Source organism: Chryseobacterium gwangjuense (genome assembly GCF_021311115.1).
Classification (GTDB): Bacteria; Bacteroidota; Bacteroidia; order Flavobacteriales; family Weeksellaceae; genus Chryseobacterium; species Chryseobacterium gwangjuense.
In genome coordinates, this window is the sequence record NZ_JAJTNP010000001.1 from 481,251 (window position 1) to 507,040 (window position 25,790).

Annotated in this window: 20 protein-coding genes; 7 read left to right on the forward strand and 13 right to left on the reverse strand. The window is 33.0% G+C overall.

The features are described from left to right. Positions 1 to 73: 73 nt before the first annotated feature. The 3 genes from LV842_RS02185 to LV842_RS02195 all read left to right on the forward strand — a co-directional run bounded on the left by LV842_RS02185 (position 74) and on the right by LV842_RS02195 (position 2,848). A complete protein-coding gene (locus LV842_RS02185) occupies positions 74 to 1,258 on the forward strand; it encodes a DNA cytosine methyltransferase (RefSeq protein WP_233109821.1) in 1,185 nt (394 codons plus the stop codon). Next, entirely contained in the window at positions 1,236 to 2,312 is a 1,077-nt protein-coding gene (locus LV842_RS02190) for a hypothetical protein (RefSeq protein WP_233109822.1), read from the forward strand. The genes LV842_RS02185 and LV842_RS02190 overlap by 23 nt, the downstream gene beginning before the upstream one ends. An 89-nt stretch (positions 2,313 to 2,401) precedes the next feature. Next, positions 2,402 to 2,848 carry a KTSC domain-containing protein gene (locus LV842_RS02195; protein ID WP_233109823.1) on the forward strand — a complete coding sequence of 149 codons (447 nt, stop codon included), beginning with the start codon at positions 2,402 to 2,404 and terminating at the stop codon, positions 2,846 to 2,848. A gap of 78 nt (positions 2,849 to 2,926) precedes the next feature. Here the strand turns inward: LV842_RS02195 and LV842_RS02200 are convergent, their stop codons facing one another. The 5 genes from LV842_RS02200 to LV842_RS02220 form a co-directional block, all read right to left on the reverse strand. Next, a complete protein-coding gene (locus LV842_RS02200) occupies positions 2,927 to 3,727 on the reverse strand; it encodes a Cof-type HAD-IIB family hydrolase (protein WP_233109824.1) in 801 nt (266 codons plus the stop codon). 176 nt (positions 3,728 to 3,903) lie between these two features. After that, a complete protein-coding gene (locus tag LV842_RS02205; RefSeq protein ID WP_233109825.1) occupies positions 3,904 to 7,092 on the reverse strand; it encodes an efflux RND transporter permease subunit in 3,189 nt (1,062 codons plus the stop codon). 7 nt (positions 7,093 to 7,099) lie between these two features. Next, a complete protein-coding gene (locus tag LV842_RS02210; RefSeq protein ID WP_233109826.1) occupies positions 7,100 to 8,161 on the reverse strand; it encodes an efflux RND transporter periplasmic adaptor subunit in 1,062 nt (353 codons plus the stop codon). Between the two features lie 9 nt (positions 8,162 to 8,170). Next, positions 8,171 to 9,523, reverse strand: a complete 1,353-nt coding sequence (locus tag LV842_RS02215; protein ID WP_233109827.1) for a TolC family protein — start codon at positions 9,521 to 9,523, stop codon at positions 8,171 to 8,173. Positions 9,524 to 9,618: 95 nt separating this feature from the next. Next, positions 9,619 to 10,212, reverse strand: coding sequence for a TetR/AcrR family transcriptional regulator (locus LV842_RS02220; protein WP_233109828.1), 594 nt, complete (start codon positions 10,210 to 10,212; stop codon positions 9,619 to 9,621). Positions 10,213 to 10,392: 180 nt separating this feature from the next. Between LV842_RS02220 and LV842_RS02225 the strand changes: the two genes are divergently transcribed. Continuing rightward, a complete protein-coding gene (locus LV842_RS02225; RefSeq protein WP_233109829.1) occupies positions 10,393 to 13,722 on the forward strand; it encodes a T9SS type B sorting domain-containing protein in 3,330 nt (1,109 codons plus the stop codon). Between the two features lie 36 nt (positions 13,723 to 13,758). Here LV842_RS02225 and LV842_RS02230 read toward each other — a convergent pair whose 3' ends face one another. Both LV842_RS02230 and LV842_RS02235 read right to left on the reverse strand, forming a co-directional pair. Then, the gene (locus LV842_RS02230; protein ID WP_233109830.1) at positions 13,759 to 14,580 is read right to left on the reverse strand and encodes a CvfB family protein; all 822 of its coding nucleotides are present in this window, start codon (positions 14,578 to 14,580) and stop codon (positions 13,759 to 13,761) included. 47 nt (positions 14,581 to 14,627) lie between these two features. Then, entirely contained in the window at positions 14,628 to 15,110 is a 483-nt protein-coding gene (locus LV842_RS02235) for a hypothetical protein (RefSeq protein ID WP_233109831.1), read from the reverse strand. A gap of 239 nt (positions 15,111 to 15,349) precedes the next feature. Between LV842_RS02235 and LV842_RS02240 the strand changes: the two genes are divergently transcribed. Then, positions 15,350 to 15,838: a hypothetical protein gene (locus tag LV842_RS02240; RefSeq protein ID WP_233109832.1), complete on the forward strand. Its 489-nt coding sequence runs from the start codon at positions 15,350 to 15,352 to the stop codon at positions 15,836 to 15,838. A gap of 82 nt (positions 15,839 to 15,920) precedes the next feature. On the opposite strand, the gene LV842_RS02245 is transcribed toward LV842_RS02240, so the two are convergent. From LV842_RS02245 to recQ, 6 genes are all read right to left on the reverse strand, one after another. Then, complete coding sequence (locus tag LV842_RS02245; protein ID WP_233109833.1) at positions 15,921 to 16,784, reverse strand: DUF4476 domain-containing protein; 864 nt, start codon at positions 16,782 to 16,784, stop codon at positions 15,921 to 15,923. Between the two features lie 95 nt (positions 16,785 to 16,879). Beyond that, positions 16,880 to 18,283 (reverse strand): dihydrolipoyl dehydrogenase, encoded by a 1,404-nt coding sequence (gene lpdA / locus LV842_RS02250; protein WP_233109834.1) that lies wholly within the window; start codon positions 18,281 to 18,283, stop codon positions 16,880 to 16,882. Between the two features lie 116 nt (positions 18,284 to 18,399). Then, positions 18,400 to 18,903, reverse strand: coding sequence for a hypothetical protein (locus tag LV842_RS02255; protein ID WP_233109835.1), 504 nt, complete (start codon positions 18,901 to 18,903; stop codon positions 18,400 to 18,402). Between the two features lie 490 nt (positions 18,904 to 19,393). Next, entirely contained in the window at positions 19,394 to 19,744 is a 351-nt protein-coding gene (locus tag LV842_RS02260; protein WP_233109836.1) for a hypothetical protein, read from the reverse strand. 68 nt (positions 19,745 to 19,812) lie between these two features. Continuing rightward, positions 19,813 to 20,895, reverse strand: coding sequence for a glycosyltransferase (locus LV842_RS02265; protein ID WP_233109837.1), 1,083 nt, complete (start codon positions 20,893 to 20,895; stop codon positions 19,813 to 19,815). A 401-nt stretch (positions 20,896 to 21,296) separates the two neighbouring features. Then, entirely contained in the window at positions 21,297 to 23,501 is a 2,205-nt protein-coding gene (gene recQ, locus LV842_RS02270; RefSeq protein WP_233109838.1) for a DNA helicase RecQ, read from the reverse strand. A gap of 158 nt (positions 23,502 to 23,659) precedes the next feature. Here recQ and LV842_RS02275 point away from each other — a divergent pair, with 158 nt between their 5' ends. Further along, complete coding sequence (locus tag LV842_RS02275) at positions 23,660 to 24,619, forward strand: KpsF/GutQ family sugar-phosphate isomerase (RefSeq protein WP_233109839.1); 960 nt, start codon at positions 23,660 to 23,662, stop codon at positions 24,617 to 24,619. Between the two features lie 183 nt (positions 24,620 to 24,802). After that, entirely contained in the window at positions 24,803 to 25,630 is an 828-nt protein-coding gene (gene tatC, locus LV842_RS02280) for a twin-arginine translocase subunit TatC (protein WP_233109840.1), read from the forward strand. The last annotated feature ends 160 nt before the right edge of the window (positions 25,631 to 25,790 follow it).

Genomic DNA, 25,790 nt, shown 5'->3' on the forward strand with positions numbered 1-25,790 from the left:
TTGGCTCCTGTTTTGTTAAAAAAACGAGATTAAATATTAGTATTTATTATTGTTTAATTATTACTTTTGTTCCATGACAAATAAAAGTAGTAAGAAAAATAAAATCGGAATTTTTTCCTTTTTTGCAGGTGCAGGTTTCCTTGATTTGGGCTTTGAGAAAGCTCAAGGATATGATGTTTTATTTGTTAATGAATTTCATAAACCTTTTATGGATATTTATAAATCATCAAGAAAAAATTTAAATATTGAAACTCCTATTTTTGGTCATGACACAGATGATATATGTTCCTTTCTAAATGATGAAAAATCTAAATCTTTAAAAATTAATATTGAATTTTCTAAAAATAATTATGATCTAATTGGTTTTATTGGGGGACCTCCATGCCCTGATTTTTCTGTAGGAGGAAAAAATAAAGGTATTAATGGCGAAAATGGAAAATTATCTGCAACTTATTTTGAATTAATCTCCCAAAATGAGCCTGATTTCTTTTTGTTTGAAAATGTCAAAGGCTTATATCGAACAAAAAAGCACAGAGAATTTTTCGAAGAAATGAAATTAAAGATGATTTCAAACGGCTATTATTTAACTGAAAAATTAATTAATTCTCTTGAATATGGTGTTCCACAAAATCGAGAAAGAATTATTTTATTAGGTTTTAAAAGAAATGCTTTAACTAAATTAGGTATGAAATTAAATGGCTCTCCTTTTTTAAAATCTTTTAATTGGAATAGTAAAACAATTTATAATATTGAAGAGATTTTTTCTAAGAAATGGCCCTCTTTAGAACCTTTCGAAGAAAACAGCATAAAACCTATGCCAAAGGAAATTTTTAAAAAATTAAGTGTTCAATATTGGTTTGAAAAAAATGATGTTAATAATCATCCGAATTCTAAACACTTTTTTAAACCTAGAACAGGATTAGTAAAATTTTTATCTATTCAAGAAGGTGATGATTTAAAAAAATCTTATAAAAGACTTCATCGTTGGAGATATTCTCCAACAGCTGCATATGGTAATAATGAAGTTCATTTACATCCTTATAGACCTAGAAGAATTTCTGTAGCAGAAGCTTTAGCTATACAATCCTTACCAAAAGAATACATTATTCCTGATGACATTTCATTATCAAATATGTTTAAAACTATTGGAAATGGTGTTCCTTATCTTGCGGCAAAAGGACTTGCAGAATCTATTTTAGAATTCATACAAAAAATTAAAACCGAAGAACTCAAATATGCGGAAATTAACAGCAAGTAATCTTGTAGCTTTTATTAATCAACTTGATAAGAATCAAACATATAACTATATTAATCCTAAAACGAAAGGACTTATCAAAATTGAAAGTGTAGAGTTTCCAGAAGGACCAATCAGAATAAAAAGATGGGATTCTTCCAAAGGACAAATAGAATCTCTACAAAAAACAGAAACTATATCTAGTGAAATGATTTGGAGAATTGCAAATGCATTTAATCCTAATCAGCCTATTAATATTGATCGAGTATTGGGAGCAAGCTATAATACTAGAAGTGTTTTTGAATCTTTATTGGCATATACCCCCGAGTTTTATTTTTGTTATCCAGGAAGAATAGAAAACAAATCAGGGATTTCAACTGTTAAACATGGACATAAACATTTAATATGGAAACCTGAAACTCCACATAAATCTGGTATATTAGCCAAAGCTGAAACGGATATTGTTATTTCAGAAATCCCTGCTTTAGATGCTTTTTACGATTCACTTGTTTTACCCAATGACTTTCCCACTCCTGAAATAAATATTGATATACAAAGGAGACATGCACAAATACAAATAGCATTATATTTTATCGGAAAACAGTTAAATTTTAGGACTTGGATTGCTCAAAATGATAAAGGAATTTTATACCAAAATAAAAGAATTGGTGAATATGAAGGTGTCATTTCATCCTTGAAAGATGAAAAACTTATGCTTGCACATGAAGAAGCTGTACAAGCTGCATTATTAATAGACTGTATTTGGTTTAAAAATGGAAGACTTATGCCTGCTGTTATGGAAATTGAGCACTCAACTGGTGTTACAAGTGGGCTAAGTAGAATGAAAAATTTTCAAGATAAATTCCCTCCATTTCCAACTAGATATGTTATTGTTGCCCCAGATGAAGATAGAGACAAAGTAATAAAAGAAGCTAATAAACCTCAGTTTCGTGATTTAAATACTAAATATTTTACATATTCAGCAGTTGAAGAATTATACGCATTATGTCAAAAAAGAAAAATAAAAGGTGTAACTGAAGAATTCTTAGATTGCTTTATGGAATCCACATTAAATTAAATTATCACAAATAAATTAATAATCAAAAACTTACATTTTTCTAAATAAATTTCCTTAATTTTGCACCCCGAAAATAAGGGATAGAAAATATGAAAAAAATTGGTGAACACAGAAAACTTTTGGGAGTTGAGCAGAATGTGACTTTAAAAGAGTTGAAGACTATTTACAGAAATGCGATGAAAGATACGCATCCTGATAAATTTGTCAATGATGAAGCCGGACAACTGGAAGCTGAAGAAAAAAGCAAATCTGTGATTGAAGCTTACCACTTTTTAGTAAGTATCAATCCGGAAACTCAGGAAAAATACAAAGAAGAATATACGGAAACGATTACTAAATCAAATATTCAAGATTTTTATTTGGAGAAATCAATTCTGACTGTTCAGCATTTGAATGGAGTTTCATACGAATATATGGGTGTTCCGAGAAACACGTACATCAAGATGATTAATTCCGATTCTCCTAGCCGTTTTGCAAGAAGACATATCTATGGAAATTTTGTTTACAGAAAAGCTGGTGAAGTGCTGCAGGACTAATTCTGAAACAACAATAGTATACAATAAATAAACCGTACCTCAATGAGATACGGTTTTTATTTATCGTTTTTTGAACATCTAAATTCCGTTCAAATAGGTTTTTATGGTTTCCAACACTCCAAATCGATCATTAGAACAGGCTTCAAACTTTGCCACTTCTTTTACTGAAGGATGAGCATTCTCCATTGCATAGGAATAATGAGCATTTTTAAGCATTTCAATATCATTCAGATAATCTCCGAAAGCCATCGTCTGCTCCGGAAGAATATTTAAGGATTTCTGTAGTTTTTCAATAGCATTTCCTTTATTGGTATGCTTATTCATAATGTCCAGCCAGTTTTTTCCGGAAACTACGAGTACCAAATCTTCATTTTCAAACTTTTTCAATGCAGGATACAAAAATTCTTCCGCACTTACCGGATGATAGACTGCTATTTTGAAAACCGAATCATCAATTTCCTGTGTAAGATCTTCCCGCTTCTGATTCTGGATATAATATTTGGAAAAATAATCTACAAATGTATGATCACCGCTTTCATAATACGAACTTTCTTTCGCACTTAAAACCGCTCTTGCTCCCTGAATTTCCCTTACCGTCCGAACAATATTAGCAATAGAGTTCTGACTGAGTTTATCTGCAAAAATCTCTTTATTTTTATATACAATATATCCTCCGTTTTCAGCGATGAAACCAATTTCGTTTTTAATTTCTCCGAAATATTTAGTAATTCCCGACATCTGTCTTCCACTCGCAGGAACAAACAGAATGTCTCGTTTTTTCAGTTCTTCATATACCTTTGGAAAGTCCGGACTTACTTCGTATTTTGAATTCAGAAAAGTACCGTCCATATCGGTTACAATCAGCTTAATATCCTTCATAAAATTCTTTTGTCTTCTTCTTATGGTTATACCTTACACAAATATAAACTTTAAAATCTGAAAAGTTGCTGTAGTCTTTATTATGAATGTGGTATTTAATTTTAATTTCTTTTAATATCCAATAAAAAAGCACATCATTTCTGATGCGCTTTTCCGGTTAATTAAAGGTTGTTATATTAATCTACGTGTTTTGGAGTAAATCCGTCTTCACTTAGTTCTCTGTGTTCATAATCAGCTTTCATTTCAGCTTCATAATCCACTTTCTCGTGTTGACCCATTCTTCTTAAAATAGAATCAAACAATGAATATACTACCGGTACGATAATCAAAGTAAGGAATAACGATGAGGTCAAACCACCGATGATTACCCAAGCTAATCCGTTGTTCATCTCAGCTCCTGCTCCTTTTGCAATCGCAATCGGAATCATACCGAAGATCATCGCAATCGTTGTCATCAAGATCGGACGAAGACGTGCATGGTTTGCCTGAATCAAAGCATCATGAGTACTGAATCCTGCTGCTTTTCTCATATTAGCAAAGTCGACAATCATAATCGCGTTCTTCGCTACCAAACCAATCAACATGATCATCCCTAACATTGTAAAGATATTCAAGGAATTTCCGGTAATGGCCAAAATTACCATTACTCCAATCAATGCCAATGGAATTGAGAATAATACCACAAATGGATATACGAAAGAGTCATACAAGGATACCATTACTAAATAAACCAATACGATAGCCGCTAATAAAGCGATTCCCAACGTACCGAAACCTTCAGTCTGGTTTTCCATATCCCCACTCCAGATATAAGTTACACCAGCAGGTTTAGTTTTTTCGTTATCCATAAACTGAGCAGCCCATTCGTTGGCAACATCTCCTACAGGACGACCTACTACTTTAGATTTTACCTTTACAGAAGGCGCTTTATCTCTACGTTCCAATAAACTTGGTCCTGAACCCATTTTCACCTCAGCAAATTGGCTTAGTCTGATTTGTTCACCATTATTGTTCGTAAACATCAAGTTTCTTACATCTTCAATAGATTGTCTGTTTGCATCACCGAAACGGATGTTGATATCATATTCATATTCTCCGGCTCTGAATTTCCCATCTGTATTTCCACTGAATGCAGTCTGCATCGTTTGTCCTACACTAGAAAGATTTAAGCCTAAAGAAGCCATTTTATCTCTGTCAATATTCACCTGAACTTCCGGGTTACCAGAGTCCGTTGATAATTCAGCATCTACTGATCCTGGAACTTTTTTAAGCAATTCAAGAATTCTGTTTGCTTCCTTGTTTGCTGTTTCGTTGTCCTGAGCAGTTACTACCATCTCAATTGGTGCATTATCTGCTCCCATTAATCCAATTGGTGCTGTTTTAAATTCAACTCCGGTAAATTTCTCTTCTAAAGCTCTTTTAATCCTTGCAGACTTGATATCTGTACTCTCATTACGTAGAGATTTATCTACCAAGATCACCTGAATTTCTGATTGATACAATGTAGCCTGCGCCCCACCAAAACCTGATGACTGCTGCCCAACTGTAGTAATCATATCTACAACATCTTTGTCTGCTCTCAGATACTTTTCAACTGCAAGAGTAACCTGGTTTGTTTTTTCTACTGAAGCATCTTTTGGTAATTCCATCTGAACAAGGAACTGACCTCTGTCCATTTTAGGGAAGAATTCACCTCCGATAAATCCGAATGCCACCAACATGAATGAAGAGATCAAAATAATAAATGTTACGATAACAGTCATTATTCTTCTCAAAGTTGTTTTCAGACACCATTCCAAAATCCCTGTAATCCAGTGTGTGAATTTTTCCAGTTGTTTTTCGAACCAAAGAATGAATTTCTCAAAAGGATTTTTACCCGAAAGATGAACTAGTTTTCCAAATCTTGATGAAAGCCAAGGAATAATGGTAAATGAAGCCAATAACGACAACATTGTCGCAATAACTACCGTTACACAGAACTGCGTCAGGATATCAGATACCAACCCGGAACTCATCGCAATCGGTAAGAATACCACCACGATTACCAAAGTAATTGCCGTTACGGTAAATCCAATCTCCGAAGCACCGTCGTATGCTGCACGAATTCTGCTTTTCCCCATCTCCATGTGACGGTAAACGTTTTCCAGAACCACAATTGCATCATCCACAAGAATACCTACCACAAGGGAAAGTCCTAATAAACTCATCAAGTTCAAAGTATAACCCATCAGATACATTCCGATTACCGTAGCAATCAAAGACATCGGAATTGAAACCATTACAATGAATGCATTTCTGATGTTATGAAGGAATAACAACATTACAATGGCTACCAAGATAATCGCCAAGAACAAGTCGAAAATTACGTGATCGGCAGCTTCAAGGGTAAAGTCTGTTGTATCATCTACAATGTTTATTTTAATCGCCTGGGTTTTGTAGTTATCCTGAACCTGAGCAATCGTTTTCTTTACTAATTCAGAAACTGTTACCGCATTGGCATCAGATTGTTTTTTAACCTGAAGTAAAATCGTTGGACTCTGATTAAATCTTGCTACTTTCTCAACATCTTTTTGAGTATCGAAAACGGTTGCAATATCAGACAAACGAACCTGAGCTCCATTTTTATTGGAAACTACAAGATTGTTCATTTCAGCAACGCTTTTATACTTTCCTGAAAGTCTGATCGTAGATCTTGAAGTTCTTGTCTTCAATGCTCCTGTCGGGAAGTCTAAGTTTGAAGAAAGAATTGCCTGCTGTACATCTCCGATCGAAAGACCGTAACCCTGCAATTTCTTTTCATCCAGATTTACCTGAATCTCTCTTTCTTGTCCACCTACAAGGTCAACCTGAGCTACTCCGTTTACACGTGAGAAGATCGGCTCTATTTTCTTATCTAAAAGATCGTAAAGTTCTTTATTATTCAACTTATCACTGGAAATACTCAACGTCATGATCGGTAGATCATCTAATGAGAATTTTTGTAGTGACGGCGGATCTGCATCATCAGGAAGGTCTGCTAAAATAGCATTTACCTTTCTTTGTGCATCATTCAAAGCATAGTTTACATCGGCACCTGTATTCAACTGAACCATGATCACCGATAAACTTTCGTAAGATGAAGATTCTACTTTTTTTACGTTTTCCAAAGAACCAACGGCATCTTCAATTTTTCTGGTTACCGATGTTTCCACCTCACTAGGTGAAGCTCCCGGATATACCGTAGAAATGGTTACCATATTGGTTTCAAACTTCGGAATCAACTCGTACCCCATCATGGAGTAACTTAGTAAACCACCCAGCGTAAGTATCGTAAATAATACGATAACCAGCGATGGCCTTTTAATGGATATTTCTGCTAACTTCATCTTCTGCTTACTTTACGATATTGATTTTTGAACCGTTATCCAGGTTGATTTGTCCGCTGGTAACAACTTGTTCACCACCATTCAATCCGCCTAGGATCTGAACTTTATCTCCGTATACTTTTCCGGTCTGAACTTTAATTAATTTAGCAGTACCGTTGCTCACTACAAACAATTGTCCTGAACTTACTCCGTTTACGAAAGCTTCTGCAGGAACCGTTAACATATTTTGAGTTTCAGCACCGTGATTAGTTTTAAATAAAGCCGTTGCATACATACCCGCTTTAAGGTTTCCTCTGTTCTGAACTTCAATTTCAACAGGGAAATTTAAAGAAGCATCACTTTTAGGAGCGATGAAAGTAATTCTACCGCTGAAAGATTCTCCCGGCAAAACATTTACATTAATAGCCACTTCCTGACCTAAAGCGATTTTTCCTACCTGGCTTTCATCTACTAAAACAGACAATTTAAGCGAATTAATGTTTACAATTTCAAACATTGCAGTTCCTACTGATACAACAGTTCCCGGTTCTACCATTTTTTTGTTGATCGTTCCACTGATTCCTGCTCGAATATTGGTATCATTTACTTTAACACTCTGAGCTCTCACTGCGGCCTGAGCATTTTTTAGCTGTAATCTTGAATTATCAAGCTGCTGTTTGGTAACACCACCTGTTTTGTATGCGTTTTCGTAACGTTGATTATCGATAATCGCATTTTGTAAATTATTTTGAGCCTGAGTAACATCTACTTCAATAGCATCTCTTTTAATGGTTGCTAAGGTTTGCCCCGCTGAAACTCTTGATCCTTCTTTCACCAAAACACTTACAATACGTCCTGAGATCTCAGAAGATTGGTTCATTTCCTGCTTAGGAATAAAAGTTCCGTTAGCAGAATAATCAGTATTAATATTTTCTCTACTTACTGTGATCACATTAACATTGATTTTATCAACCTGCTTCCCTACTTCTTTTACTTCCTGCGTTTGTTTCTCTTTGTTGCTGGCAATTTTATAAGCCCCCAAACCAACTAATACCGCTGCTACGATAATATATATTAAAGTTTTTTTCATTTTCGTTTATTATAAGTTTTGTAGTGTGTTTAATTCTCCTTTTGCTTTAATAAGCTTAATTTCTGCCTGCTTGTAGTCCAATAAAGCGTTTGCATAGTTTTGCTTAGCCTGAGTCAGTGCATTTTCCGCATCCAACAATTCTGTAAGTGTTGCTAAACCATTTTGATAGTTAGATTGAGTATTTTTTTGAACTCTTTCTGCCAATCCTACATTATCTTTCATGCTGTCGATATTAATCAACGCATTTTCCATATTCGTAATGGCATTTTTATAATCTAAACTTAAGCTCAACTGGGTATTCTGAATATCCTGATCTAAATCCTGGATATCGATCTCTGTTTGATTGATTTTGGCTTTAGTGGCTCCTCCTGTAAAAATTGGGATATTCACATTTAAACCAATCGCTGAATAATCACTCCAAAGCACTCCATTTTTAAGACCGTTTGCCAGAGGAAATTTTGCTCCATTTGCTCCCCATCCGTAATTGGCTGTTAAACTCACTGTAGGATAAAGGTAAGCCTCTGTTGCTTTTTTGTTGAAAACCAGAAGTTCTTTGTTTTTATTCAAAACTTTTAACTCCATACGTTCATCAAGATTTACAGTACTTGCAATCAGTTCAGGTTTTGGCTCGATTGTTTTTTGTTCCAATTCGATATCTGTACTGATCGGAATTCCCATGTAAAATTTCAGAGCATTTTTTGAAAGTTCTACTGAATTGATCAATTGCTGCTTGTTGGAACCGATATTTGTTAATTGTACATTGGTACGATCCAAATCAATTGATTTTGCCAAGCCATTCTTTACCAAGCTTTGTATTACATTTCTCACTTTTTCCGTATTGGCATAGCTTGCCTCAATCGTTTTAAGATTTTCTTCCTGTACAAACACCTGATAATAAGCTGTTGCCACGTTTTCAATCAACTGTTCATTAGTTAACTGAGCATTCAGAACATAGAATTCTCTTGTTGATTTTGCTGCTTTTAGACCTGTAAATACTCTTTGGTCAAAAATCGCCTGCTGAAGTTGTACAGAAGCTGTAGAATTCCACGGCTGACCGAATTGCGCTCTAATTTTCTCTCCTCCGAATTCCAGCAAAGATTCCTGGATAATAGGATTATAAGTTACACCAGCTGTCGCACTTATCTGTGGTAAAGCACCGGCTTTGGCTTCATCAATCTTATACTCGGCTTTTTTGATCTGTAAGGCAGCTTTTTTTGCCTCTGTTTTGTTCTGAAGTGCCTGTTTTATGGCCTCCTGCAGAGAAATCTGCTGTTGTGCAGATACTGATGAAAAACCGAAAATCATACATGCAGCCGCTATCCCTATTTTTAGCTTTTTTGCAGTTATACACTTTCTTTTCATAATTTTATACTCGTTTATTTTTTTAATGTAATGGTTACTTTGAATGTTTTTATTTCTAAGAGACGAATCATTTCTTAAAATACTTTAACATTTTTTTATTTTTTAAACAGCATATTCACAATGATCTCTTTTCTTACAGAGATAATCTTATCGAATTCTTCACTGCTAATCATTAAATTTTCCATTAATAGTGGTCTTATCGCACTCGGAAAGACTAATAATGAAATCATGTTTAAAACAAACTGAATAGGTTCCATTTTTTCAATAGTTCCCTTCTCCATTTCTAATTCTATATCTTTATACAGTTTGTTTAATTCATCTTCTTCGATGTCTTTTTTATGACAATTTCCTTTATTAATCTGTGATACTATATAAGTTTCTAAATAAGGGTATTGAAGACTTGTTGATAAACTTCCTTCTATAAACTGACCTATTTTTTCTTTAAAAGGCAGATCAGAATTCATTATTATTTCAGATTTTTCCTTTTCTACTTTTTGCGCTTCATCAAAAATGATCTGAATCAGATTATCCCTGGAACGGAAATAATAATTAATAAGCGTTCTATTAACACCTGCTGCATCAGCTATTTCCTGAGTAGTGGCATCAAACTTCCCTTTCACAAAGAATAAATTCTTCGTTGTCTCTTTGATCAATTCTTGTGTTTGGTCTTTTTTGGCTTGATTTGACATTTTTGTTAAACAAATTTGTGCAAATATAATTCAATCGATCGTTTTGACAAAATTGTTAAACAAAATAATTAAACAAAATTGTATGATATGCATCATATTTTGAAGAACAAATCATCGATTAATGATTTATTAACTAGTAAAAATGCACTGTTTCATTATATTTGCCGAAAATTAACAATGATGAAAAAAATTTTATTTCTTTTTTCAATAATCAGCTGTGCTTTTTTGTTTGGGCAGAACATTATTTGGGATTTCCAAACCACAAGTACAATTAATCAATCTCAGCATTATATCACTTTAAGTGATACTGATTCTCAGGGTAATATCTATTTAGCCGGGAGATATGGAAGATTAGCCTACCCTAGTGTAAATAGTATAACATTTGGTAATATAACTAAAACTACATCAGCAACAGAATTATCCAGAGCTGTTATTGCAAAACTAGATAAAAATAAAAATGTTATTTGGGTAAAAGAAATCAGCTCAAGCTATGGATCTTCTATCACTTCTTTAGTTATTGATAAGCAAGATAATGTAGTTGTTGCAGGTCATACGGATGGACAAAATTTAAAATTAGATCCAAATTCTAATACTATTTTTAATACTGGAATTCCCTCTTCAAGTTCTTTTCTAGTAAAACTTGATTCAACAGGTAATTTTGTATTTGGTAATATCTATAACTATGTAGGAAATATGACCTGCACTATCGATGAAAACAACAATATAATCTCCACAGGAAATTATGCTAATTACCAACCATTATTCATTACTGATTTTAATCCAGATCCTACAATTACTTATAACTTACCTGCTCCTGACGGAATATTTATTATGAAAAATAATCCTAATGGTTCTTTCGTTTGGGCGCGACCATTACATGCTCATAATACGCCATACATTAACACAGTCAAAACTGATAAAAACAACAATATTATTATTATAGGTAATTATGAAGCCTATTTAAAAATTGATAATATCATATTTCCTGGTAATACTCCTTCATCAAACAGAAGTTTCATTGCCAAATTTAACAATGATGGTAATTTCTTGTGGCAACAAAATCTCACTTACTACAGTAACTTAGGTTTTGCATCAAATTCAAAGATCGATATAGATGATAATAATAATATATACACAGCAAGCACATATTATGATGCGCAAACGATAACCTTCCCAAACATGACGATAAATGCTCCATTCGAAGGAAGAACAATAATTTATAAAATAAACAGCAATGGTCATTTAGTTTGGAACTCTTTAATTAAAGGTATTGATGCTTATGACTTTCTCTCTATAAAACATAATGCAGACAATACTATCAATTTCTTTGTCCGCTATATGGATAACACAATTAAAGTAGTTAATGGAAATAATAATACAGAAGAAACCATAAAAAAAATAGATCTAGGTCTCAATTACAGTTACTTAAGTCGTAATGCCGATACTTATTATTTAAAATTTAGAAATGACGGAAAGCTAATTTTTAACAAGAGTGATTTTTCATCTTTCTCATACAGCCAAAATATTGATTATGAGGGAAATATAATTCTAGCAGGATATTATGATGACTATCAAGATTTTAACCCAGATCAGGACATTAAGAATATAAAATATACAAGTGGTGATATTAGTGGATTTATACAAAAATTTGGCAAATGTTATAATGGGACTCCTGATGGAGATAAAACGCAGACTTTTTGTTCTTCAACCAGTCCTACAATTCATGATTTATATCCAAACACATCTTATACAACTTGGCATGACTCACCAATATCATTAAATCCATTGGCTCCAAATACACCTTTGCAAAATAATGTTACATATTATGCATCAGTGCAGGATGAGTCTTGTCCTTATAATCCCAAAAGACTTGCAGTAAAAGTAATTATTAATACATCCCCTCCTGCATTATCTGTTAATGACTTTTATTTTTGTGCCAATGTTAACCAGATGACGTTAAATCAATTAAACATTAATAACAATCAAAATATTCGATTTTACAATGCTACAGGAAATATTGTTAGCAACTACGCCAATATAGTGGCAGGAGCACAATATTATGTTACACAATATAATGGGGTATGTGAAAGTGTAAAGGTTCCGTTTAAAGTGTTCTCAATACAAGGTCTAATACCTACAATCAATACCCAACAAACATTCTGCAAAACCAACAATCCAAAAATCTCAGACATCCAGATTACAGGGCAAAATATAAAATGGTATGATGCAGCCGGAAATATTTTAACTTCAACTACAGCCTTAATAAATGGCCAAACTTATTATGCTACCCAAACCATCAATGGATGCGAAAGTGATAAAACATCAATTCAAGTCACCGTAAACGAAACTCCAAAACCAACAGGAAATATAGCTCAGGATTTTTGTGCTTCGGCAGGTCCTACATTAGCAAATTTAGTAGTTACAGGAACAGCGTTAAAATTCTATGATGCAGTAGGAAATGTATTACCATTGACTACTCCTCTTGTTCACGGAACCACTTATTTTATAACGCAGACATTGAATAATTGTGAATCGGATAAACTAGCAATATCTGTTACGCTTTCAAACAATAATGTTCCGGCAAATGAATATTCTGCAACTTTATGTAATAACACTACAGGGAATTCAATGGTTGTGGATCTTACTTCTTATCAAAGTAATATCATTGCCAATCCTGCAGGGTATATATTTACCTACACAGATACTTCAGGAAACGTAATTCCGAATCCGCCAAACTATACTTTATATATGGGTTTGAATGCAATTTTTGTAAAAGTTTCTACTCCAGACGGATGTTTTAAAATTGTAAGATTAAGTTTAACACTTAATCCTAAACCACAATTAGACCTTCCTGAAAAAATAGATTTCTGTAAAGGAAAAAGTATCATTTTAGATGCAGGAAGCAATTATGAATCCTACTTATGGAATACAGGAGCAACAACTCAAACCATTACAGTTTCAACTCCCGGAAATTATTCTGTAACAGTAACTAATATTTGGGGATGTCAGGATACAGACAACACATTAGTAAGCTATACAATTTTACCGGTGATTGTTTCTGTTAATATCACTAATAATACGGCAACAATCATTCTTTCGGCAACAGGAAATGTTGAATATTCATTAAACAATTCCACTTGGCAGGATTCCAATATTTTCACAAACCTGAATATAGGTGAATACATTGTGTATGTAAGAACAAAAGAAGGATGTATTATTGGTCAAAAGCCTTTTTCAATCTTCAACATTCCAAATACATTTACACCAAATGGAGACGGATATAATGACAAATGGAAAATTGCAGGATTAGAAAACTATTCAGGAACAGAAGTCAATGTTTATGACCGAACAGGACTTCCGATCTTCCAGCAAGTAATTACAAAAAAACCGTTATTATGGGATGGAAAGCTAAATGGAAACCAAATTCCTACGGGAACCTACTGGTATGTCATTAAAGTTTCTGACGGTAGAGTTTATACAGGTTGGGTACTTATTAAGAATAGAGATTAATAAAAAGCGAGCAGAAATTTCTGCTCGCTTTTTATTTTATAGTAATTTAATTTTGTCCTCTTCTATATCGATAATTTTATCTTTATACAGTCCTCCGATTGCTTTCTTAAAATTCTTTTTACTCATCTGAATTTCATCTTTAATCTCTTCTGGAGAAGATTTGTCTGACAGATAAAGTAAACCGTAATTTTCCTCCAATTTATTTAAGATTTTTTGCTTAAACTCATCAATATTCTCAAAACCTTGAGGCTGTAAAGAAACATCTATTTTTCCATCTTCTCTGATCTCTTTAATGTAACCTGATTCCTCAGATAAAGGATAAAGTTTTTTGAAAACATCAGATGCATAAATTAATCCGATATATTGTTTATTGATAACCACATTCCAACCCAACTCGCTTTCGTTCATCATGATCAGGTCTACTTTATCACCTTTTTTGAAAGGCAGATCCTGATATTGTGGATTTCTTTTAAATTTGGTTGTTCCGGTAATTAAATCTAAATCTTCATCAACATAGATATAAACCAAGTATCTTTTTCCTTCAATAATTTTGGTTTTTTGCTGCTTGTATGGAATAAATAAATCTTTAATAATTCCCCAATCCATAAAAGCGCCACTTGGAAGACTCTGAACACAACTCATCACCGCAAACTCTCCTACTTCAGCTAAAGGAATCTCTGTCGTAGCTTTCAGTTTATGATCATCCTGATAGACGAAAACTTCTATTTCATCACCAATTTCTTTTTCATCCTGTGTGAAGATTTTAGGTAAAAAAGCCTTTTCAGTATCATCCGTTAAGATCCATCCTGAATTGTTTTTATCTGAAATTTTTAAAGTCTGAGTTTTTCCGGGTTGCATTAATGTAAAATTAGCTGACAAAGGTACGGAAATTTGACTGTTTTAACCTATTTATACTCTTTTAAATCTTCTCTGAGAGTTTTAACTTCATCCAAATAATTATTATTTTCTTCAAAATTACCCGCTTTCTTTAATGTTTTTATAAGTTTCCCATTTTCATAATAACAACCGGATTCAGATAGTAATTCGGGTTGTTTGGTATAGCCATTTTCACCTAAAATCCGATATTTCTTTGCATGTACAAAAATTAACTGATCACGATCAAAAAAATATTCTGTCCAATATTGCACGGATGATACCCCAACAGTATGTTCAATTTTTTTAAGCTTACCATTTTTATAAAATCCTTTCACCTCAATTCCATTATCCGTCGTTATATTTTTATCTATAAAATATTCATTAGGGATAGTTTTAATGACATAATTTTTTGTCTGATTAATCTGTTCAACTAACTTTTTTATATTTTTCAGATTCTGGCTAAAAACCAAACCGGAAAATAATACAGCTATGAGTAAGAATATCTTTTGCATTTTTTTATTCAATATACAAAGAAAAATGAGAAACAATATACTTCCTCTCTATTTCAAGAATTCCGGGATTATTCATTAGATTTCCAAACCAGTCTGCAGGATTAAGTTTTATACTAATATTAAATTATCATTCATAGACACTGCAGATTTGCTTTAATCATTAACCCATTTTTAAAGTTAAATTTCAAAAAAATTATAGGTATAAAGAAAAATAACCCTAGTTTTATAAAAACATCAATATGACAATACCAAAATCAATTATTTCTACTCTTTTTATAGCACTCGTAGGTGTTTCTTGCTCAAAAACTCCCAAAGCCAATGATGAGTTCCGAAATACCGTAATTTCAAAAATGAATCTTCATCAGGATACTTTGCTAGTTTTCAATCAGTTTTTGGATCAGTTAGATTCGAAAAACAAGAACTTTGGGGATTATTACATCAAAACGCATCAGGAAATTCAAGATTCCTGTGACAAAGTGTTAGCTGCAAAATACGAACCTGAACATTTCGTTTATAACAATCATACTCCCGAAGATTTCGATTTTTTGCATAAAATTACCGTACAGTCGCTTGATAACTATTATAAAAAAATGGATATTGATACCAGTAAAGTTTATATGATCGAATGGGTTACCAATTCCAGTCCTGATATTAAAAAGTATTTAAATCAAAAATACAGTTTAGGTCTTTTTATTCCGGAAGATCAACCTCAGGATGCCGCAAAATAAAGTAAATCTTAGATTTATATATGATTTTTTCAAACAAAAAAAGAGAAGCTTAAAACTTCTCTTTTTTATTGATATCAATATGTTAAGATTTGGCTATAAAATCCATCAACTCCCGTTTACTGCTCTCAAAGTCAAAAGCATCATACACTAAAAAATACCGGCTTTTATCAGTACATTTAAAATACATAGATTTTGCTAAAGACAATCTATTTTTATCAAAACTCATTTCTTTTACCAAAACAGTAATCTGCTGAGAAGTAAACATTGTAGAACTCGCCTGCTGATTAATCATAGCAAGTCTGTTGTCATCGAATCTTGCATTTTTCTGAAGCATTTTAAGGAACTGATCAAAAGTGCCATTATCCATTACATTGGTATAATTTCCCGAATTATTCCAGTTATTCCCTTGATTTCCGTACGGATTATTCCAGACATCATTCCAGTTATTAAAACCATAAGATTGATTTCTAACCGGATAAGAATCCAATAGAAATAATCCTTGATCTGTAAAGAAATCCAACACCATCCTGCTATTATTACGAACATTCAACGTTGTTCTGTACAGCAAATATCCATTATCGTAAATAGAAATTGGAATTCTTCCTGAAGGCAAATCAAAAAAACGAAATTTACCTGAATTATTTGAGATCATCTGATCCCCTAATTCTATACTGAAATATCCCTGCTCCGGAATTCGAAGAAAAACCTCCGAATATCCAGAATTTTGGTTCCATTGATAATTAGGATTTTTAATTCTTGATTCTGAACTGTTTTGATTTCTGAATCCTGAATTATTGCTATTTCTTGAACCCCTTGTTTTAGAAACCGAAGTTTCTATTTCATTTTTAGAAGCTTCATTTTTTAGCAATTCACCTACTTTTCCCGCTTCTTGTGCAAATGAATGAATTCCTGTAAGAAACATCAAACCGATAAAAATATTCTTCATAAGTAATTTTTTAATTTATGATCTCCATTTTTATGCCAAAAAAAAGAGAAACCATAATTATGGTTTCTCTTTTTGTATATATGATTATTTTTCAATTACATATGAATCGGTCTCTTTGCCGTAGCATCCAATGCAGCTTCTTTAATAGCTTCTGCATACGTCGGGTGAGCGTGAGAACTTCTTGCGATATCTTCTGCACTTGCACGGAATTCCATAGCAATTACTCCTTCAGCAATAAGGTCAGCAGCTCTTGCTCCTACGATATGCATTCCTAACACTTCGTCAGTTTTTTCGTCAGCGATAATTTTAACTAATCCATCAACATCACCACTTGCACGGCTTCTTCCTAGAGCTCTCATTGGGAAAGAACCTACTTTGTAAGCTACACCTTCTTCTTTCAATTGCTCTTCAGTTTTACCAACTCCAGCAACTTCCGGCCAAGTGTAAACAACTCCTGGAATCAGATTATAATTAACGTGAGGTTTTTGTCCAGCTAGTGTTTCAGCAACAAAAACTCCTTCTTCTTCAGCTTTGTGAGCCAACATCGCTCCTTTGATAACATCTCCGATTGCGTAAATGTTAGCAACGTTAGTCTGTAAGTGATCGTTTGTTTTTACTCTTCCTCTTTCGTCAAGTTCAACACCCGCTTTCTCTAATCCAAGACCTTCTGTGTAAGGTTTTCTACCTACAGAAACTAAACAATAATCTCCTTCTACAACTACTTCTTCTCCTTTTTTATCTTTAGCAGTAATTTTTACCGTATCTCCATTTCTTTCAACAGCAGAAACAGCTGTAGAAAGCATAAACTTCATTCCTTGCTTTTTAAGAACTTTAGTTAATTCTTTACTTAAAGCTCCATCCATTGTAGGGATGATTTTATCCATAAATTCAACAACAGTTACCTGAGCTCCTAGTCTTAAATAAACAGAACCTAATTCAAGACCTATAACACCACCACCGATAACTACCAAATGCTTAGGAATTTCCTTAAGATTTAAAGCTTCCGTAGAAGTAATTACTCTTTCTTTATCTAAAGTGATGAAAGGTAAAGAAGATGGTTTAGAACCTGTTGCAATGATTGTATATTTCGATTCGATCATTTCTGTAGAACCGTCGTTTTTCGTTACTTTGATCTGAGTCGCAGATTCGAAGCTTCCAACTCCTTCAAAAACAGTGATTTTGTTTTTGTTCATCAGATAGCTGATCCCGTCTGTGTTTTGCTTGATCACCTCATTTTTACGCTCGATCATTCTTGCGATATCAGCTTGAGGCTCGTTGATAATGATTCCGTGACCTGCAAAATTGTGCTTTGCATTCTCAAAATGTTCAGAACTATCCAAAAGCGCTTTTGACGGAATACATCCCACGTTAAGACAAGTTCCTCCTAAAGTTGGATATTTTTCAATAATTGCTGTAGTGAAACCTAATTGTGCAGCACGAATTGCAGCAACATAACCACCAGGACCAGAACCGATTACGGTAACATCGAATTGACTCATGTTATTTTATGAATTTGTTTATTATTAACTTTCTTAATTCTTACAAATTTAATGATTAATTACCACGTGAGAAAGTGAGATTTGTCAATTTTTCTTTTAAAAATTTAAACTTCTAACTATAAATTAAGACTTTGAATTTCTTCTCCTGTATCTTTATTAATCCCTTTTATTTCAACAGGCTTTTCAATATTAAGATCTCCTTTTACTTTTATCAGAAGATCCTTACTCTTTGTCTCAGGATCATAAAGCCAAATTGTGTCCTTATTATATTTTGTTACTTTTATTTTTGAATTATAATTCATTAAAGTAAATATTGAATCATCTGCAACTCCCCATCTGTAAATTGATTCTTCATAAGGATAATCATTCCAGATTGTTCTTCTATTTTTAACTTTATTAAAAGATAATTTTTGAAGCTTATTCTTTTTCATAAATTTAAAGGTGAAACCGTAGTATTCTGCTCTTTCTCTTGGCCATTCATAATTCCAGTATCCAATACTATCCTGGTAAAGTATAAGATCTTCCATCTTTTCTTTAGGGCTTTTACAGCTCATTGTTAAAAGAGCGATAACTAAAGAAATAATAATTTTACTGGACATTTTTATTGGACTTAAACTCATAATCGGATTTTTTTTAATACTGAATCACCATAAAAAGAAAACGATTCTCCCTTTACAGTCTGCTTTCAACATCTCTATATCTTCTTTAAAAGTACTTTTAAAACTAAAATGATCTTCACTTATAAAAGTATAAGAAAAATAAATATTAGAGAATGAAAATAAAGTAATAATAATTTTTAGAGCAAAATAAGATTTTAACAATATTTTCCTTTTAATTAAAGCTTTTTGAATGAGAAAATCTAAATATAAAAAAAGTAATGTCAGAATTATTGAATTTAATAAAATACCTAATATATAATAATCCGTCGCCATAGAACTGGCTAAAGAGTCTGATTTATAAATAAAAGGCATCGCAGCATAATATTCAGGAAATATTTCTTTCTCAACATGACAATTGTGAACATATTTTACAATATCTAAATGCGACCAAAAGAATCCGATTGAAACAATAAAATACAATACTATTTTAGCAAAAGCTTTCATCTAAGTATTACAAATCCACCTTCAGTTTTCCTTGCCCAAACTCTCCCATACTCTCAAAATAAGAACCTCCATACACATACCATTCTAGGCTTTCCAGAAACTCTACTGCATTTTCCAGTGTTATTTGTGAACGGTCTTTTTTCGAAACGATTCCTTTGTACCATCTTCCGGATTGAGAAACACTCACAAATTCAACGAAATAATGAATCCAAATTCTTTGACACAATTTACACTGCTGAATACTTACTTCTGCATTTCTTCCATTCGTCTGATCTATACTCAATTCAGAACTTCTGTATTCTGTATAGTCCGATGTAGGTTTTTCACAAGCGCATCCTAGTTTCTGAATTTTATTCATTGATAAAAAAGTTGATTTAATAGAGGTCAAATGTAAGAAAATAAGCCTCCACAAGACAAATATGGAAATTAGAATTTCATCAAATCCAGTAAAACCTTCTCATATTTATCCAGAATAATTTCTTTAGAAAACCTTGATTTTATAGAGTTCTTAATGGAACTGCTGTCATAACTTCCATGTAAAATTTGAATAATTTTTTGGGAGAAATCTTCATGATTTTCAATATCAGAAATTTCCCCATTGATGCGATTTTGAATAATCTCGGTAATTCCTCCCGGACAATTATTCACTAAAGAGTAGGTTCCGCAAGCACCTGCTTCCAGTAAAACATTTGGGAAACCTTCATATCTTGAGGAGAGAATAAACAGATCCGCATATTTCAGAAACTGATAAGGATTATCTTGTCTTCCATGAAAAATAACCTTTTTTAAGTCTAAAAAATCCTTCATCTGATGAAGGATCTCCCGATCTTTTCCATCTCCCAAAATATGCAATAAAATATTTTCGTTCTTAAGTCTGGAAAATACTTTTAACAGATTATCAAAGCCTTTTCTTGCAGATAAGTTACCAATAGCTACAACATTTTTGTAATTGTATTTAAAGCATTCAGGTTTACTTGAAAAAGCTAGTTTTTCATTAATAAATTCAAAATCGACAGGATTATTTATTTTAATAATTTTCCTTTCTTTAACGTTGAAATTATCAATTAAATCCATTCTCATATCATCACTTTGAGCAATGATTGTCTGATAGTTATTATAAAAACTATAGAAAAATTTGATCTCTTTCCGGGTAACATGCTGAGAAACCACATTCGTTTCTCTTGCAATAAACTTCGTTCTTGGAAAAAGCTTGATAAACAGGGATAAATATGCATTAACTTCTCCAAAACCAGAGAATACAATATCAGGTTTTCTCCTGTAAATTTCCCGTAAAATAGGCTTTAATGAATGTCGAATTCGTTCCGTATCTACATCAATGATTTCAATATCTTTTCTAAGAAAATTAAGATAACCGCCTTGTTTACGTAAAAGCAATATTTTAGGTTCAAACCGATCCCGGGAAAGATGGTTCGCAATGGTGGTAATGATTCTTTCTGCACCTCCGGTTTCCAAATCCGGCAGAATAAATATGACAGAAATCTTTTTCATTCATGTAAAGTTAGTAAAAAGTTTTGGCAACCTTTTATTTCAGATTGTAATTGTTGATTTTTAACCTTAATTTGAATATGATTAAATTTTCCACATTTTGTAAGATCCTGAAAATATTCAACTTAAATGCTATCCATGTTCCATATAGCCTGTCATTCCGTAGGAATCTAGGCAAGAAAATTCTTAGCTATTTTCGAATACTATATTTAGATTCCTACGGAATGACAAATTGAGCACCAAATTTCATAAAAAAAGAAACTCTTCTGTTGAGGAGTTTCTTTTTAATTATTTTCTTCCCTGGAGAAACCAGTCTATAAATACTCCAAAAAGGAGCAAAAGCAGATAACATCCTATCAAGAAAATTATTATATATAAAAGATATTTTAAAACATCTTTCATTGTTAATTGGCAACGTCGCTAATGAATTTTATTCTCAACATTCTCACTTCTTCATCAGAAAGTTCGTCTCCAAATTCGTCCAGCAAAACTTTCATGCTATCGCTTTCAGATTCGTTCATGAACTCCATGAAACCATCTACGATATCTTCATCAAAATTGTCTTCGATATAATAATCAATATTCAATTTAGTACCTTGATAAACAATACGTTCCATCTCCTTCAACAATTCATCCATTGAAAGATTTTTGGCTCTTGCAATGTCTTCAAGGTCAATTTTTTTATCTGTACTCTGGATAATGAAAACTTTATGGCTGGATTTATTTGCCACTTGTTTCAATACCATATCCTGAGTACGTTCGATATTGTTTTCTTCTACATATTTGTTAATAAAATCAGCGAATTCTTTACCATATTTTTTGGCTTTTCCTTCACCAACTCCATAAATTTTGGCAATTTCTTCAACGGTAATTGGGTACTGAACCGTCATATCTTCCAAACTCGGATCCATAAACACAGTATAAGGTGGAATTCCGTGTTTTTTGGCAACTTTTTTCCTTAGATCCTTTAATAATGTGAATAAGTTTTGGTCTAATCCACCTCCGGATTGCTGTTGAATCTGATCACTTTCTGCTTTAGTCTGAGTTAAATCGAATTCTCTGTCTTCTGCAATCAAGAATGAATGTTCCAGTTTACCTCCTAATACCAATTTCCCTTTTTCTTCAATCTTTAAAACACCATAGGTTTCAATATCTTTCTGCAGGAAATTCTGAACAGTTGCCTGTCTTAAAATAGTTTTCCAGTGATTATCCGTTTCCTCTTTTCCAAAACCAAAATAAGAGGTTTGCTCCAGCTTATAAGACTTTGTCACCGCAGTTTCCTTTCCTGCAATGATAGAAATCAAATCTTTTGCTTTGAATTTTTCTCCGGTATCTTTGATGAGTTCCAAGACTTTCTTCAAATCGGCGGTAGCGTCCTTCAGTTTTGGCGGATTGGATGAATTATCGCACATTTTGGCTCCGTCACCATGAATCGGATCAAAGTTTTCACCAAAATAATACAAAATATATTGTCTTCTGCTCATTGAAGTTTCGGCATAACCTACCACTTCATTTAAAAGCTGCAACCCGATTTCTCTTTCAGAAACAGGTTTTTGAGCCAGAAATTTTTCTAATTTTTCAATGTCTTTAGGATCATAAAACGCTAAACAATGCCCTTCTCCACCATCTCTTCCCGCACGTCCGGTTTCCTGATAATAACTTTCCAAAGACTTTGGAATATCGTAGTGAATTACAAAGCGAACATCAGGTTTATCAATACCCATTCCGAATGCAATGGTAGCAACAATTACATCTACTTCTTCCATCAGGAATTTATCCTGATTGGCCACTCTTATCTTTTGATCAAGACCAGCATGATAAGGTAATGCATTGATACCGTTTACCTGTAAAAGCTGAGCAAATTCTTCAACCTTTCTACGGCTTAAACAGTAAACAATTCCGGATTTTCCTTTATGCTGACTAATAAATTTAACGATTTCTTTATCTACATTTACTTTAGGCTGTACTTCGTAATAAAGATTTGGTCTGTTAAAACTTTCTTTAAAAACCAAAGCATTGCTCATTCCTAAAGTTTTTTGGATATCATCCTGAACTTTAGGTGTTGCTGTTGCTGTGAGAGCAATTACAGGTACATCTGCAATTTTATCGATAATTGATTTCAAGTTCCTGTATTCAGGTCTGAAATCATGTCCCCATTCTGAAATACAGTGTGCTTCGTCAATAGCAAAGAAAGAAATTTTCACTTCTTTCAAAAATTCTAAGTAATCATCTTTAATTAAAGATTCCGGAGCTACATACAAAAGTTTGGTCTTACCACTTTTAATGTCGTCAAAAACCTGTTTGGTCTGTGTTTTATTTAAAGATGAATTTAAAACATGTGCTACTCCATCATCGGATGACAGACCATTTACTGCATCTACTTGGTTTTTCATTAACGCTATTAAAGGCGAAACTACTATGGCAGTACCTTCGGAAATAAGAGCCGGTAACTGATAACATAAGGATTTTCCTCCTCCTGTAGGCATCAAAACAAATATATCCTTTCCATCTAACAGGTTTTCTATAATGTGTTCTTGTTGACCTTTAAAAGTAGAAAACCCGAAATATTTTTTCAATTCGCCTGATAAATTGGCTTTTTTTGCGCTCATCTAATTTTCTATTGCTAAATTTGCATCTAACCCAAAGTTATAAATTTTTTGCTTAAAATAAAAGCAAACGAATTTATGAAAAATAAAATTCATATTAAATATTCTTTTTTAAATATAACGTTTTTTAAAAGATTTTTTGTAGACCTTATAAAAGTAAAATGGAAAAAGCCAATATCATTTCGATAGCAAAAAGTACTTTAGAGATAGAAATTTCAGAGCTTGAAAAACTAAAAAACAGACTTGACGAAGATTTTGTAAAAGCAGTAGAAATTATTCATTCTGCACAAGGAAAATTAATTGTAGTAGGAATTGGAAAATCTGCACACGTTGGAAACAAAATTGTTGCTACCCTGAACTCTACAGGAACTCCTTCTCAGTTTCTTCATGCTTCAGAAGCCATTCACGGAGATTTAGGCGTGATTCAGAAGCAGGATGTTGTTTTATGTATTTCACAATCCGGAAATTCACCGGAAATTGTGAATCTTGTTCCTTACCTGAAAGATTATTCTTCTGCATTAATCGGAATGACTGGAAATAAAAACAGTAAACTGGCAGAATTCTCTGAAATTATCTTAAATACTCATGTAGATCTGGAAGCTTGCCCCAATAAACTGGCCCCCACAAGTTCTACTACGTTGCAAATGGCTCTTGGAGACGCTTTAGCTGTTTCTTTAATGGAAATTAATGATTTCAAAGCGAACGATTTTGCAAAATTCCATCCGGGAGGAAGCCTTGGTAAAAACCTGATTTCAAAAGTTAACGACTTCCTATCATCACAAAAACCACAGGTTACGGAAAATGATACAATTAAAGATGTGATCATCTCCATCAGCAGTTCAAGACACGGAATCACTGTTGTAACCAACGAAAATAAAATTATAGGAGTGATTACAGACGGAGATTTGAGAAGAATGCTGATGAAAGGTGACGATATTTCTAAAGTATTGGCCAAAGATATTATGTCTGCTCATCCAAAAACGATTGAAAAAACTGCTTTGGCAAAAGATGCCATGAAAATTTTAAAAGATAATAATATCGGACAGCTTATCGTAACAGAAAACGGAAAGTATTTCGGAATTATAGATTTGCATAAATTGTTGGACGAAGGAATTAACTAAATTGGAAGTTTGAAGCTGGAGGCTGGAAAATTATTCCCGAACCGCTCTTTACTTTTTAATAAAAGATTAAAGAATGGGAAACAAAAATAACCGGAATATTTTAAACTTCCATCTCCCCTCTTCCAACTTCCCCACTTTACTGAAACTTTTTTCATAAATTTGAAGCCTTAAAAATATTATTCTGTGAGTGATGCTAATGACATGTCCTTTCTTGGACATATTGGAGAATTAAGAGGTCACCTAATCCGCTCAATTATTGCTATTATAATTGCGGCTTTTGCTGTCGGCTTTAATATCAATTGGATTATGGATCATATCTTTTTTGGTCCTACCAGAAATGATTTCCCGACTTTTGAACTTGTTAATCACTTTTCCAGAATGCTTTTGGGTGAAAACAGCATTCACCTTCCGAAAGACTTCCCTGTTCGTGCCAGTAAACTTTACCAGCAGTTTAATGTCATGATGGCGGTTTCCGTTTTTGGGGGAATTGTCGCTGCATTTCCTTATATTGTATGGGAACTTTGGAGATTTATCAGTCCGGCTTTACATCCAAAAGAAAGAAAGAATTCAATTTTCATCATCAATTCTGTTTGGATTCTCTTTATGACAGGAGTTTTATGCGGATACTTTTTAATTCTTCCTTTTGCAGTTAATTTCGGAGTTATTTTCAAAATCTCAGACATAATCGTTCCGCTCTATGATTTGAGTGATTATACAACATTATTTTTACAGGTTGTGTTGGGAATGGGTGTGATTTTCCTGTTTCCGATCCTTATTTATTTCCTTACGTCGATTGGGATTTTAACGCCTATGTTTATGAAGACCTATCGCCGTCATGCTATTGTTTTAATTATGGTGGTAGCAGCAATTATTACTCCGGCTGATGTATTAAGTATGTTAATGGCCGCTTTACCATTATTATTATTATACGAGTTCAGTATCGTGATGTGTTCTTACACTTACAAAAAAGTTCAGAAACGAGAAGGTAATCTTCCGGCAGTTCAGCAATAATTCAAAGTGTACACTTTCAAAATATATTCCCGCAGATATTCTGCGGGATTTTTTATTATTATCATCAGAATTAACGATCTACAAACTTTATAACAATTTTTAGACTCCAAAAAGTAACAAACTTTTATTTTTATCGTCTAATTAAAAGAAACCTGATAAT

Coding starts and splice junctions, on each gene's coding strand:
- LV842_RS02260 (WP_233109836.1), bottom strand. CDS start 19,744: ATGAATAAAATTCAGAAACTAGGATGCGCTTGTGAAAAACCTACATCG.
- recQ (WP_233109838.1), bottom strand. CDS start 23,501: ATGAGCGCAAAAAAAGCCAATTTATCAGGCGAATTGAAAAAATATTTC.
- LV842_RS02230 (WP_233109830.1), bottom strand. CDS start 14,580: ATGCAACCCGGAAAAACTCAGACTTTAAAAATTTCAGATAAAAACAAT.
- LV842_RS02190 (WP_233109822.1), top strand. CDS start 1,236: ATGCGGAAATTAACAGCAAGTAATCTTGTAGCTTTTATTAATCAACTT.
- LV842_RS02220 (WP_233109828.1), bottom strand. CDS start 10,212: ATGTCAAATCAAGCCAAAAAAGACCAAACACAAGAATTGATCAAAGAG.
- LV842_RS02225 (WP_233109829.1), top strand. CDS start 10,393: ATGAAAAAAATTTTATTTCTTTTTTCAATAATCAGCTGTGCTTTTTTG.
- LV842_RS02210 (WP_233109826.1), bottom strand. CDS start 8,161: ATGAAAAAAACTTTAATATATATTATCGTAGCAGCGGTATTAGTTGGT.
- LV842_RS02255 (WP_233109835.1), bottom strand. CDS start 18,903: ATGAGTTTAAGTCCAATAAAAATGTCCAGTAAAATTATTATTTCTTTA.
- LV842_RS02235 (WP_233109831.1), bottom strand. CDS start 15,110: ATGCAAAAGATATTCTTACTCATAGCTGTATTATTTTCCGGTTTGGTT.
- LV842_RS02185 (WP_233109821.1), top strand. CDS start 74: ATGACAAATAAAAGTAGTAAGAAAAATAAAATCGGAATTTTTTCCTTT.
- LV842_RS02275 (WP_233109839.1), top strand. CDS start 23,660: ATGGAAAAAGCCAATATCATTTCGATAGCAAAAAGTACTTTAGAGATA.
- LV842_RS02245 (WP_233109833.1), bottom strand. CDS start 16,784: ATGAAGAATATTTTTATCGGTTTGATGTTTCTTACAGGAATTCATTCA.
- LV842_RS02265 (WP_233109837.1), bottom strand. CDS start 20,895: ATGAAAAAGATTTCTGTCATATTTATTCTGCCGGATTTGGAAACCGGA.
- LV842_RS02215 (WP_233109827.1), bottom strand. CDS start 9,523: ATGAAAAGAAAGTGTATAACTGCAAAAAAGCTAAAAATAGGGATAGCG.
- LV842_RS02240 (WP_233109832.1), top strand. CDS start 15,350: ATGACAATACCAAAATCAATTATTTCTACTCTTTTTATAGCACTCGTA.
- LV842_RS02200 (WP_233109824.1), bottom strand. CDS start 3,727: ATGAAGGATATTAAGCTGATTGTAACCGATATGGACGGTACTTTTCTG.
- lpdA (WP_233109834.1), bottom strand. CDS start 18,283: ATGAGTCAATTCGATGTTACCGTAATCGGTTCTGGTCCTGGTGGTTAT.
- LV842_RS02205 (WP_233109825.1), bottom strand. CDS start 7,092: ATGAAGTTAGCAGAAATATCCATTAAAAGGCCATCGCTGGTTATCGTA.
- LV842_RS02195 (WP_233109823.1), top strand. CDS start 2,402: ATGAAAAAAATTGGTGAACACAGAAAACTTTTGGGAGTTGAGCAGAAT.